The sequence below is a fragment of the Anabaenopsis tanganyikae CS-531 genome (assembly GCF_029891675.1).
Lineage (GTDB): Bacteria > Cyanobacteriota > Cyanobacteriia > Cyanobacteriales > Nostocaceae > Anabaenopsis > Anabaenopsis arnoldii.
This window is the reverse complement of sequence record NZ_JANQDF010000174.1, coordinates 1-11,592: the sequence shown is the minus strand read 5'-3', so window position 1 is coordinate 11,592 and position 11,592 is coordinate 1. Positions and strand designations below refer to the sequence as shown.

At 45.0% G+C, this 11,592-nt stretch carries 11 protein-coding genes and 2 tRNA genes; 9 read left to right on the top strand and 4 right to left on the bottom strand.

Annotated features, from left to right (window positions below):
- Window positions 1-358: 358 nt before the first annotated feature.
- The 6 genes from NWP22_RS17015 (at window position 359) to NWP22_RS16990 (ending at window position 4,993) form a co-directional block, all read left to right on the top strand.
- Window positions 359-1,600, top strand: a complete 1,242-nt coding sequence (locus tag NWP22_RS17015) for a GNAT family N-acetyltransferase (RefSeq protein ID WP_271732120.1) — start codon at window positions 359-361, stop codon at window positions 1,598-1,600.
- Window position 1,601: 1 nt separating this feature from the next.
- Complete coding sequence (gene ruvX, locus NWP22_RS17010; RefSeq protein ID WP_271732118.1) at window positions 1,602-2,069, top strand: Holliday junction resolvase RuvX; 468 nt, start codon at window positions 1,602-1,604, stop codon at window positions 2,067-2,069.
- Between the two features lie 147 nt (window positions 2,070-2,216).
- Window positions 2,217-2,786 carry a DUF3727 domain-containing protein gene (locus tag NWP22_RS17005; protein WP_271732117.1) on the top strand — a complete coding sequence of 190 codons (570 nt, stop codon included), beginning with the start codon at window positions 2,217-2,219 and terminating at the stop codon, window positions 2,784-2,786.
- Window positions 2,787-2,926: 140 nt separating this feature from the next.
- Window positions 2,927-3,466: a YqeG family HAD IIIA-type phosphatase gene (locus NWP22_RS17000; RefSeq protein WP_271732116.1), complete on the top strand. Its 540-nt coding sequence runs from the start codon at window positions 2,927-2,929 to the stop codon at window positions 3,464-3,466.
- A gap of 198 nt (window positions 3,467-3,664) precedes the next feature.
- Window positions 3,665-4,774: a glutamate 5-kinase gene (gene proB, locus NWP22_RS16995; RefSeq protein WP_280802143.1), complete on the top strand. Its 1,110-nt coding sequence runs from the start codon at window positions 3,665-3,667 to the stop codon at window positions 4,772-4,774.
- A 134-nt stretch (window positions 4,775-4,908) separates the two neighbouring features.
- A tRNA-Ser gene (locus tag NWP22_RS16990) sits at window positions 4,909-4,993 on the top strand.
- Between the two features lie 19 nt (window positions 4,994-5,012).
- Here the strand turns inward: NWP22_RS16990 and leuD are convergent.
- Together leuD and leuC are read right to left on the bottom strand one after the other, a co-directional pair.
- A complete protein-coding gene (leuD, locus tag NWP22_RS16985; RefSeq protein WP_271732114.1) occupies window positions 5,013-5,606 on the bottom strand; it encodes a 3-isopropylmalate dehydratase small subunit in 594 nt (197 codons plus the stop codon).
- A gap of 44 nt (window positions 5,607-5,650) precedes the next feature.
- Window positions 5,651-7,054 carry a 3-isopropylmalate dehydratase large subunit gene (gene leuC, locus NWP22_RS16980; protein ID WP_271732113.1) on the bottom strand — a complete coding sequence of 468 codons (1,404 nt, stop codon included), beginning with the start codon at window positions 7,052-7,054 and terminating at the stop codon, window positions 5,651-5,653.
- Window positions 7,055-7,338: 284 nt separating this feature from the next.
- On the opposite strand from leuC, the gene NWP22_RS16975 reads away from it, so the two are divergent.
- A complete protein-coding gene (locus tag NWP22_RS16975) occupies window positions 7,339-8,055 on the top strand; it encodes an ATP-binding response regulator (RefSeq protein WP_271732112.1) in 717 nt (238 codons plus the stop codon).
- A gap of 143 nt (window positions 8,056-8,198) precedes the next feature.
- On the opposite strand, the gene NWP22_RS16970 is transcribed toward NWP22_RS16975, so the two are convergent.
- Window positions 8,199-8,271 (bottom strand) — tRNA-Val (locus tag NWP22_RS16970).
- Window positions 8,272-8,395: 124 nt separating this feature from the next.
- Here NWP22_RS16970 and NWP22_RS16965 point away from each other — a divergent pair.
- Both NWP22_RS16965 and mazG read left to right on the top strand, forming a co-directional pair.
- Window positions 8,396-8,941 (top strand): metal-binding protein, encoded by a 546-nt coding sequence (locus tag NWP22_RS16965; RefSeq protein WP_271732111.1) that lies wholly within the window; start codon window positions 8,396-8,398, stop codon window positions 8,939-8,941.
- A gap of 31 nt (window positions 8,942-8,972) precedes the next feature.
- A complete protein-coding gene (mazG, locus tag NWP22_RS16960; RefSeq protein ID WP_271732110.1) occupies window positions 8,973-9,782 on the top strand; it encodes a nucleoside triphosphate pyrophosphohydrolase in 810 nt (269 codons plus the stop codon).
- On the opposite strand, the gene NWP22_RS16955 is transcribed toward mazG, so the two are convergent.
- Window positions 9,777-11,246 carry an aldehyde dehydrogenase family protein gene (locus NWP22_RS16955; protein WP_271732108.1) on the bottom strand — a complete coding sequence of 490 codons (1,470 nt, stop codon included), beginning with the start codon at window positions 11,244-11,246 and terminating at the stop codon, window positions 9,777-9,779. The two genes, mazG and NWP22_RS16955, sit on opposite strands and share 6 nt — an antisense overlap.
- Window positions 11,247-11,592: the final 346 nt, after the last annotated feature.

Below are 11,592 nucleotides of genomic sequence, written 5' to 3'. Positions count from 1 at the left end.
TTAAATGGGGCGTACAACATATTAAGAAAAGCAGTCCTGAACGCTTTTGCAGACGGGATAGAGGGGTTAGGAGTAACTCCAATCAGGTTTACCCCTGGTAAAGTGACTTTGTAGATTTGTCTATAATTTCACAAACTCTTGCTGTATGATACCTTGAGTGGCGTAGCCATAACCGCAGGTAGTAGGTTAAGTGGATAACTGCAACCAAGGATGAAGCAATAACATCGATCACCTTAGTGCTGCAATTGTCAAAAAAATCACTCTTGGGGAGCAAGAGGCAGGAGTAAAAAGGGGTTAAGATTATTGTAGCACTTCCTCTGAACCAGTAATTTAAGGCTAAATGGCAGATAAAATTAAGATGACTTCATTACTACCTCGAAATCTCGGCGTTGTCATCCGGCCGGCCCAATACCGGGATTTGGACGGAATTGAGCAAATAACTCAAGACTCATTATCTGACTTGACTCCCAAAGAGGCTGAAATTGCCATCAACCAGATGCAATGGTTACGCCGTTGGTATGGATTACTAAAATTTTTGAGTTGGTTTCCTAACCCTCTCAAGTATCGTTTCTGTGCCTACGTAGCAGAACAGGGGCGAGTATTGTTAGGAATGATTCAAGTGTCACCTTTCAACCGTACACGCAGTACATGGCGGATTGATCGGGTAATGCTGGCGAAATCGCTAGAGAAACAAGGAGTAGGCTCACAACTGTTGCGCCATTGCTTTGAGTCGATTTTAGAAGCTCGGACTTGGTTGTTAGAAGTTAATGTTAATGATAAAGACGCTCTAGCACTATATCGGCACAATGGATTTCAGCGCCTGGCAGAAATGACCTACTGGGAAATTGAACCGCAATTACTGGCTGTATTAGCGCAAGCGGAGCCGGACTTACCTAATCTTTTGCCTGTAAGTAATGCCGATGCTCAATTACTCTATCAGTTAGATACAGCATCAATGCCTCCTTTGGTGCGTCAGGTGTTTGATCGCAATACACGGGACTTTAAAACCAGTTTGTTGGGTGCTCTAGCTGATGCTGTGAAGCAGTGGATCACAAAAACAGAAGTGGTGAGTGGCTACGTGTTTGAACCGCAACGCAAAGCAGCCATTGGCTATTTCCAAGTACAACTGAACCGCCAGGGCGAAACTCCTCATGTGGCGACCCTGACAGTTCACCCCGCTTATACCTGGCTATATCCAGAGATGCTTTCCCAATTAGCGCGCATTGTTCAAGATTTCCCGCAGCAAGGTTTACAATTAGCATCCTCAGACTACCAAGCGGAACGAGAAGAGTATTTAGAACGCATTGGGGCCAAGCGCATAGAACATACCCTGGTGATGTCTCGCTCAGTTTGGCATAAGTTACGGGAGTCGAAATTTGTTTCCTTGGAAGGAATTCAGTGGAGTGGGGTACTACAAGGTTTACAACCGGCGCGTAAACCCATACCAGGTGGGATGTCATGGGTAAGACCAACAAACCAATCACCATCAGACAGTCCAGCGCCAGGCAAATCAGAACCTATAACCTTTAAGTGCGATAATTTGAGTATGGAAGTATTGCCGATTCCTGAATCCACAGAGCAGCCAAAACAGGAGAACTAGTTTGACACCCCAAGAGCAACCACAACCGTTTATTTCAGCATTGGGATTAGATTTTGGTCGCAAGCGGATTGGTGTAGCAGGGTGCGATGGTACTGGTTTGATTGCTATGGGACTCACCACCATTGAACGGACATCCTTTGAAAGGGATGTCCAGCAAATCCGCCACATGGTGAATGAGCGTCAGGTACAAGTGCTGGTCATGGGTTTACCTTACTCTATGGATGGGACTTTAGGATTCCAGGCTCGTCATGTGTTGAAATTTGGCAAAAAATTGGCGAAGGCTATGGAGTTACCATTGGAATATGTAGATGAGCGATTAACTTCTTTCCAAGCGGAGCAACTGTTAATAGCTGAAAATATCTCGCCATCACGCCATAAAGGTTTAATTGACCGTAAGGCGGCAGCTTTAATTTTACAACAATGGCTTGACACTAGACGGGGCAACTTCCAGGAAGCCGTGCTAGCCTGAGAGTATTGATACCTTTTACATGATATTCTGAATTGTGTCACTAAGACTGATATCAATTTCTGAAGCTCTTCTCTTGACTGAATTAGTCAAGAAATAGTAAAGACATTTGTATATCTACTTCTATTTATAAAGTTTTACACTTCGGCTATGTTTTCCTCTCCATTTCCTGAAGAAAATGATCATGCTCATGCAGGTTCTATCACCCTCACCGATGAGACCGGGCGAAGCCTAGAATGTTATGTTGAACATTCCCTGGTGGTTGAGGGACAAGAATATGTTTTGCTCCTCCCTGTGGACTCGCCTATAGAAATTTTTGCTTGGCAAGGTGATGATGATGATGAACAGGCGGTTTTGGTAGATGATGATGCTGTCATTAACCAAATTTTAGGTACTGCTCAGGCTGTTTTGGCTGAACAAAATTTGATCGTCAAGCATACTGCTTATGCTCTGACAGTGTCTGGTGATTTACCAGCAGTGGAAGAGTCGGAGATTTTCACCTTGGAAATTGAAGAAGATGAGGAGTTGGAACCTGAACAATTACAGCGACTTGCTAGTTTCTATCATCAAGATCAAGAATACGCAATTTATACCCCTGTAGACCCGCTGCTGTTTTTCGCTCGCATTTCTAGCACTGGAGAACCTCAATTACTTTCCCCAGAGGAATTTAAAAAAATACAACCACTGTTAGAAGAAGAACTTTTTAACGAGGTCGAATAAGCTAAAGTAGATTGATGCTGATGGGGTTGGTAGTAATACTACTCTAGTTAAGTGGGAATGAGGGAAGAATCTCCCACTACCAGTGAGGCTGTAGTGGTGAGAGAATAAAATATTTGTGTTTGAAGTAGTTAAATTTGACTATGACCTGGAATGATCTCTTACAGCCTAATTTAATTATATCCGGTTCTGTCTTGAACCTGACACCCGCAATTATTCAACAATATGGGCTGCAGGGGTTGGTATTGGATGTGGATGAAACCCTGGTACCTTTGAGAGTGGGACTAGCTTCGCCAGAACTACAAGACTGGGTAGAGCAAGTGCGTAGTTCTACACAGTTGTGCTTGGTGAGTAATAATCTGAGTGAATCACGGATCGGTGGAATCGCCCGATCGCTCAATTTGCCCTATTACTTAGGTGCAGCCAAGCCGTCACGACGGAAAATTAGAGCCGCACTCACGGGGATGAATCTCCCTGCGGAACAAGTAGGAATGGTGGGCGATCGCTTGTTTACCGATGTCTTAGCAGGTAATCGTTTGGGAATGTTCACCATTTTAGTAGACCCGATTATTCATCCCGATGTAGCTCTGCGCTCTCATCCTGTGCGGAATTTTGAAGTTTGGTTATCGGAAATCTTGGGAGCTACCATTACCCCTAAAGAAAGAAAAGTTAACAAAACTTGAGAAGTCGTCGCTAAAGTAAATATAAAGAAATACTTAAGAAACCTAGGGAAAATTGGGAAATCGGTGATGATAATAATTGATAATATGGGGTCAGCAAAATAAAGACCCTAGCCCATAATAAATAACAATTAACCCGTAGAGCGTCGGCCTTTATCTATAGAAGGCTCGGCGCTTTACAAATTTTAACGAAAATTATCAATGACCAAGACGATTGTTATCAAAATCGGTACTTCTAGCCTCACTCAACCAGAAACCGGACAGCTAGCGCTGTCCACCATTGCCACCTTAGCAGAAACACTGTGTCATTTGAGACAGGAAGGGCATAGAGTGGTTTTAGTTTCCTCTGGGGCGGTGGGAGTGGGTTGTGCCAGATTGGGTTTAACTGAACGTCCTAAAGCCATGGCTCTCAAACAAGCAGTAGCAGCAGTGGGACAGGGGCGGTTAATGCGGATATATGATGATTTATTTACTACACTATCCCAGCCCATTGCTCAAGTGTTGCTGACTCGTAGCGATTTGGTACAGCGTAGCCGCTATCTGAATGTGTATAATACCTTTCAGGAACTATTGGGACTGGGTGTAATTCCTGTAGTCAATGAAAATGATACGGTAGCAGTGGAGGAGTTGAAATTTGGCGATAATGACACCCTTTCGGCATTGGTTGCTAGTTTAATAGAAGCAGATTGGTTATTTATCCTCACTGATGTAGACAGGCTATATTCAGCCGACCCGCGTTCAGTACCAGATGCGCAGCCCATATCTTTGGTGAATAACCTCAAAGAACTAGCAGCATTACAAATACAAACCGGATCTCAAGGGTCCCAATGGGGTACCGGGGGGATGTTAACTAAAATTTCTGCTGCTAGAATTGCGATCGCGGCGGGAGTGCGAACGGTAATCACTCAAGGAAGATTTCCCCATAATATCGAGAAGATTCTGGCCGGGGAACCCCTGGGAACTCACTTTCAACCACAACCTGAACCAACTTCGGCCCGTAAACGTTGGATAGCTTACGGTCTAGTTCCGGCGGGAAAATTATACTTGGATACAGGGGCGATCGCCGCGATCGCCCAGGGCGGGAAATCCTTATTAGCCGCGGGGATTAAAACAGTAGAAGGAAACTTTGAAGCTCAAGCGGCGGTGCAGTTATGCGACCACCAGGGAACGGAAATCGCCAGAGGTGTTGTCAACTACAGCAGCGAGGAGCTAGAAAAGATTCGCGGCTGTCATTCCCGGGAAATTTGCACAATTTTGGGCTATGTAGGTGCTGAAACTGTGATTCATCGGGATAATTTAGTTTTAACTTAGGGGTGCACAAATGGCTGTAGGTGCTATAATAGGAGGTGGTATCTGAGCTTATGGGCGAAATCCCGGCGGGCAATAAATAACCGCCTATAACTGCGCCAAGTCTGACAGATTCACCAAAACTGCATATATTACCGGGAGAGGTGTCCGAGTGGTTGATGGTGACGCACTCGAAATGCGTTTTGGGGCAACTCAACGGGGGTTCGAATCCCCCCCTCTCCGTTTAATTTCCCTGTTGTGGCTAAACCCAGGTTAGATAAGGTAGTTGAGCAGCTGTAGCCTGGATTGCCTCAGACTGAGCCACTAACTGACCGCAAGCATCCCATGTACCAGCAATAAAGGTGCTGCGAGTGCCTTGACTCATGGTAACTTTTGTGGTATAATCGCCCAGTGATACTTGTAAGGTTTCCAAGTTGACTGTTACAGCAGCTTGGGGGTCGGCGCTGACTAACTCTTGCAGTTTTTTGACTGTAGGAGCATCGGCAGTGACGCAAGGTATGCCCATGGCTACACAGTTACCAAAAAAGATTTCGGCGAAACTTTCCCCTATTAAAGCTTGAATCCCCCATTTAGCGATCGCTTGGGGGGCGTGTTCCCGTGATGAACCACAGCCAAAGTTGCGGTTAACGATTAACACATTTGCCCCTTGATATTGGGGTTGGTCAAAGGGGTGTTCGCCCTTTAATGCGGTGCGGTCATCGATGAATACGCCTTCACCCAAGCCATCAAAGGTAATGGCTTTTAAATAACGGGCGGGGATAATTCTGTCTGTATCTATATCATCCCCTATAAGGATTATAGCGCGACCTGAGATTTTTTTAACTTCACTGACCATAATTTTAAGTTTTTGTCACTAGAGCAGGGGGATGGGTGGGGGTGTTATAGCAATTCGCGCACGTCTGCAACTTCCCCTTGAATAGCAGCTGTAGCTACCATGGCGGGACTCATAAGTAATGTGCGACCAGAGGATGAACCTTGTCTACCTTTAAAATTGCGGTTGGAAGAGGAGGCGCTGATTTGTCTACCTTGGAGTTTATCGGGGTTCATCGCTAGGCACATAGAACATCCGGGTTCACGCCATTCAAATCCAGCTTGTGCAAAGATGTGATGCAGTCCTTCGGCTTCCGCTTGTTGTTTCACCCGTTCTGAACCGGGAACCACAAAGGCCTTAACTCCCTGCGCAACGTGGCGACCTTGGGCAATTTTAGCAGCTTCGCGCAGGTCACTAATTCTGCCGTTGGTGCAACTACCAATAAAACAGACATCAATTTTAGTCCCTTTGATGGGTTGACCGGGGAACAAATCCATGTATTTGTAAGCTTCTTCGGCTACAAAGCGGTCTTCTTCTGGTAGTTCTTCTGCTTTGGGTATCAGTTCATTGACCCCGATACCTTGACCGGGGGTAATTCCCCAGGTGACTGTGGGAGCAATATCCGCGGCGTTGAAAACTACTACATCATCATATTCTGCATCAGCATCACTCTTGATAGACTCCCACCAAGCCACAGCTTCCTCCCATTGCGCACCTGTGGGGGCGAAGTCTCTACCCTTTAAGTAATCATAGGTTACTTGGTCGGGATTGACATAACCGCATCTCGCACCGCCTTCAATGGCCATGTTACAAACGGTCATCCGTTCTTCCATGTTCATTTGTGCAAAGGTGGTACCCGCATATTCATAGGCGTAACCTACACCACCTTTTACACCCAGTTGGCGAATAATGTGCAGGATGACATCTTTGGCGTAAACACCGGGGTTTAAAGTCCCATTGACTTCGATTTTGCGTACTTTCAATTTTGATAAAGCCAGAGTTTGGGAAGCTAAAACATCCCTAACTTGGCTTGTACCAATACCAAAGGCGATCGCACCAAAGGCCCCATGGCTAGATGTGTGACTATCCCCACAAGCGATAGTCATTCCTGGTTGGGTCAGTCCTTGTTCTGGGGCGATGACGTGGACTATACCTTGATTACCAGAACCAATGTTATGAAAGGTGATATTATTTTCTTGGCAATTTTGTTCTAAAGCCTGAATCATATCTTCTGCCAAGCCATCGATAAATGGCCGGGACTGGTTATCGGTAGGTACGATGTGGTCTACTGTGGCTATGGTTCTTTGTGGAAACAATACCTTTAGTCCCCTCTCCCGCAACATAGCAAAGGCTTGGGGACTAGTGACCTCATGAATTAAGTGAAGCCCGATAAATAATTGTGTCAGCCCTGAGGGAAGTGTTCCAACGGTGTGTAAGTTCCAAACTTTATCAAACAGGGTGCCTTTGCTCATAAAAATCGTTATTGAACCAGTCAGATTTACTATACTATCAAAAAACTGTCCCCCTGTGACATTTGGCTTTCTATGTGGAATTATGTGTTATTAATTACATTTTATCCCCATTACTTCCCTAACTAGATTTTCTAGTTCGGAATCAAGAAGAATATTCTGGCAATATTTGACGGATTTCGCGATTTTATCAGGGCTAAAACCCAGTTATAAAATTTCAATCTGTTAGTTATGAAAACAAATGGTTACTATTAGAAATAAATGGTTAATTCCTGGGGTTGCAAGTTATGAGTTTGATTTTAGTTATTGAAGATGAGGAGCAAATTCGTTTAAATATCTCAGAAATTCTGCTATTAGCAGATTTCTCCGTCGTCAGTGCTGCTGATGGTTCAGAAGGCTTGCATTTAGCGAGGGTTAAATCTCCTGATTTAATTCTTTGTGATATTATGCTCCCTGGTATGGACGGTTTTCAGGTGTTAAAAAAACTGCGGAATTATCCTAATACAGCTAATATTCCCTTAATTTTTCTCACTGCTAAAGCCGAGCGTGAGGATTTGCGCCAAGGGATGAATTTAGGCGCAGATGACTACATTACTAAACCTTTTGAACCAGGGGAAATATTACAAGCAGTTAAAGCACGGTTAAAAAGACAAGCATTATCTACACAGCAGCATCTGGATAATCACCACAAAATCGAACAACTGCAACAGGAAATTAAAGAAAATGATACAAATTTACAAGTTTCTCGACAACTATCGGATATTAGAGGTAATTTGTTAGAAAAATTATCCCAGGAATTACGCGATCCTCTGTCTAATATCAACATCGCCCTACATATGCTTGGCCATTCTCAGACTGAGGAAAAGCGTCAGCAATATTTGGGAATCATCCAAGAAGAATATGCGCGGGAGGTGAAAATCTTGAATGAAGTTGATGACCTGCGAGAGTTACTGACGGCGGAAAATACTAAGTTACTCCAACAGTTTAATTTGCTGGATTCATGATTATTTTGGCTGGCGTTTTGGCGGCGTTTTTTCTCTCAAGAGAGAATTTTAGCTGTTGAGGGTTACTTCCTAGGCGATCGCATCCCGATATAAGATAGTAAAGGCGTGAAATTTCACGCCTCTAGATACACTTACTATAAAAATGGGTAGTACTGGACTCGAACCAGTGACATCCTGCTTGTAAGGCAGGCGCTCTACCAACTGAGCTAACCACCCGTTTGCTCTCACAATTAAACAATATAGCAAAAGAATTTTGATTGCGCAACCCCTTGGGAAAATATTTTTTTTGACGTACAATAATAACTCGGTAATCCTGTGTAGAAAGGCGATCAATTGCAATATGCCCTCTGCTAGAACCCATGATCGCATTACCTTATATAGTCTACCGTTGATCGCCGGTGCCACTCTATGGCAAACCCGCAGCAGTAATTTAACCCTGTTGGTTGCGAGTGGGTTTATGTTTAGCGGTCTGATGTTTGGCCCGGATTTAGATATTTACTCCCGTCAGTTTCAACGCTGGGGCTTTTTACGCTGTATTTGGCTACCTTATCAAAAAAACCTGCGTCACCGCTCTATGTTATCTCACGGGCCAATTATTGGTACAACCCTGAGGGTAATTTACCTGGGCTGTTTGCTGTGGTTTGTCGCTGTGGTAATTCTGGTGATGGGGGAAATGCTGGGAATTGTCACTCTGACTTGGCGGGATTTAGGTGTAACTGTGGGGCGATCGCTCATGGTTTACACTACGGAATATTTGGCTTTATTTTTGGGGTTGGAGTTGGGCGCTATGAGTCATTCTCTGAGTGATTGGGGTGGTTCGGCTTATAAGCGTTTGCAAAAGCAGGGGGTGCGGGGTTTACTCTCTCCTAGGAGGAGAAGAAGGTGATTTTTTAACGCAAAGGTACGCAGAGGTTTTTATGGATGGGTGTTTGGCGGCTTTACAGGAGTTGATTTCGGTGGTAGCTCGGTTGCGATCGCCTGATGGGGGTTGTCCTTGGGATTTGGCGCAAACTCCCCAAAGTCTGATTCCTTATGTGATTGAGGAAGCTTATGAGGTGGTTGATGCAATTCAAGGGGGTGATGATGCAGCTATGGCCGAAGAGTTGGGGGATTTATTATTACAGGTGGTTCTCCAAGCCCAAATTGCTGGGGAGTCGGGAAGGTTTGATTTGGAGGGGGTTGCTAGGGGGATTTCGCAAAAGTTGATCCGTCGTCATCCCCATGTGTTTGGTGATGTGTCCGTTGCGGGTGTGGATGAGGTGAGGGAAAATTGGGAGGCGATTAAGGCCAGGGAAAAGGGGGAGGTTTCTGTTAAGCATCAGTTGAGTGACCAGCTGGGTCGTTATGGTCGCACTCTTCCGCCGTTAATGGGGGCGATGAAAATTTCCCAAAAGGCGGCCCAGGTAGGTTTTGAATGGGAAAGTATTGACGGGGTTTGGGCGAAGTTTTATGAGGAGTTGGGGGAGTTTCAAGAGGCTTTGGTGGGGGAAACTCCAGCACGTCAAGAAGCAGAATTGGGTGATTTACTGTTTGCAGTTATCCAGTTGGCTCGGTGGTACAATCTTGACCCTAGCTCTGCTTTACAAGGAACTAATCAACGTTTTGTACACAGGTTACAAAAAATGGAGGCGGTGCTTGATCGCCCCCTGTCTGATTACTCTTTAGATGAGTTAGAATCTTTATGGCAGCAGGCTAAGGCCCAAATTGCTCGGGAGCAAGGTTTATAGTTTCATGGTGACTGTCTTCACCTCGGTGTATTGTTGCAGTCCATATTCTCCCAGTTCTCTACCCATCCCTGACTGTTTGAACCCGCCAAAGGGTGCTGCTGCGTCAAATACATCGTAACAATTTACCCACACTGTACCCGCGCGCACATTGTTGGCGATCGCATGGGCTTTGGTAATATCCTGTGTCCAGACTGCTGCAGCTAGTCCGTAGATGGTATTATTCGCCCGGTTAATTACTTCCTCAATGTCTCTAAATTTGATGATGCTCATCACTGGGCCAAAGATTTCTTTTTGAGCGATCTGCATATCATCCCGGACATCAGCAAAAACTGTGGGTGTAATAAAGAATCCTTTTTCGCCGATTTGAGTCCCTCCACACAGCAGCTTGGCCCCTTCCCTATTCCCTGCATTGATGTAACCCATGACTCTATCAAATTGCTCTTTGTCTACTTGGGGTCCTTGTTGGGTGTGGGGGTCAAAGGGGTTACCCACTACCCGCCTTTTCGCTGCTTCTACACTTTTGGTAACAAACTCTTCGTAACATTTCTCTTCTACAAATAACCGGGAACCGGCGCAGCAACACTGACCTTGATTAAAAAATATACCTTCATGGGAACCGGCGATCGCTGCTTCTAAGTCTGCATCGGCAAACACTATATTAGGACTTTTACCCCCCAATTCTAAGGTTACTCGCTTCAGGTTACTTTGTGCCGCAGCAGCCATAATTAAATGTCCTACTTCTGTAGAACCGGTAAAGGCTACTTTGTCAATATCCATATGTCTGGCGATCGCCGCTCCCGCTGTGTGACCGTATCCTGATAATAGATTCACTACCCCAGGGGGAAACCCCGCAGCTATAATTAACTCACCCACCCGCAATGCAGATAAAGGTGTTTGTTCCGCGCTTTTCATGACTACGGTGTTACCCATAGCTAAAGCTGGGGCTAATTTCCAAGCTTGCATTAATAGGGGAAAGTTCCAGGGAATAATTTGACCTACTACCCCTACCGGTTCATGGCGTGTGTAACAGAAATAAGGGCCATTAATGGGGATGGTTTTACCTTGTACTTTGTCAGCCCAGCCCGCATAATAGCGGTAACAGGCAATGACTAACTCTATGTCCCCTAGGGAATCATGTAAAGGCTTACCATTGTCTAAGGTTTCTAGCCGCGCCAATTCCTCAGTATTTTCCTCAATTAAATTTGCTAATTTATACAGTAATTTACCGCGACGGTTAGGGGACATCCCCCGCCATTCCCGACTATTAAAAGCATTGCGGGCTGCTTGTACGGCGCGGTCTACGTCTGCTTTGTCTGCTTCTGCTACCTCACAGATCACTTCCCCTGTACTGGGGTTGATGGTAGCAAAGCGGCGACCGTTGATACTTTCTACCCACTGGTTATTAATCAGCAGTTGGGTAGGTCCGATTTTTACCTGTTGCTCTGGTACTGTGGCTATAACCATCAGGTTCTCCTGGAAAAATCAAGGTTTTACTTAAATAATTACTTGCTATGAAGGGAGGGATACTTGATTAAGGTTATTCTAGCACGGGGAATTTTATCCCCGATGCGGTGCTGTTTGGTTGCTTCAACGCCCATCAAACCATTTGCCAGCTATTAGCTGAAACAGCATAAACTATTAGAGGATGAAATTGGGGCGGACTTAGAGGTTTTAGAGGAACTCCTGGGATGATTGACCATGACCGGTTATTTAAAGAATTAATTTCTACCTTCTTTGTGGAATTTTTAGAGTTATTTCTCCCCCAAGTAGTCAGAGAAATTGACCGAGAATCTATTCAGTTTTTACCCCA

What these genes read in the sequence shown, in the direction of transcription:
- NWP22_RS16975 (WP_271732112.1), top strand. Translation starts at nt 7,339, where the DNA reads ATGAGTTTGATTTTAGTTATTGAAGATGAGGAGCAAATTCGTTTAAAT.
- NWP22_RS17015 (WP_271732120.1), top strand. Translation starts at nt 359, where the DNA reads ATGACTTCATTACTACCTCGAAATCTCGGCGTTGTCATCCGGCCGGCC.
- leuC (WP_271732113.1), bottom strand. Translation starts at nt 7,054, where the DNA reads ATGAGCAAAGGCACCCTGTTTGATAAAGTTTGGAACTTACACACCGTT.
- mazG (WP_271732110.1), top strand. Translation starts at nt 8,973, where the DNA reads ATGGATGGGTGTTTGGCGGCTTTACAGGAGTTGATTTCGGTGGTAGCT.
- NWP22_RS16965 (WP_271732111.1), top strand. Translation starts at nt 8,396, where the DNA reads ATGCCCTCTGCTAGAACCCATGATCGCATTACCTTATATAGTCTACCG.
- proB (WP_280802143.1), top strand. Translation starts at nt 3,665, where the DNA reads ATGACCAAGACGATTGTTATCAAAATCGGTACTTCTAGCCTCACTCAA.
- leuD (WP_271732114.1), bottom strand. Translation starts at nt 5,606, where the DNA reads ATGGTCAGTGAAGTTAAAAAAATCTCAGGTCGCGCTATAATCCTTATA.
- NWP22_RS17000 (WP_271732116.1), top strand. Translation starts at nt 2,927, where the DNA reads ATGACCTGGAATGATCTCTTACAGCCTAATTTAATTATATCCGGTTCT.
- NWP22_RS17005 (WP_271732117.1), top strand. Translation starts at nt 2,217, where the DNA reads ATGTTTTCCTCTCCATTTCCTGAAGAAAATGATCATGCTCATGCAGGT.
- NWP22_RS16955 (WP_271732108.1), bottom strand. Translation starts at nt 11,246, where the DNA reads ATGGTTATAGCCACAGTACCAGAGCAACAGGTAAAAATCGGACCTACC.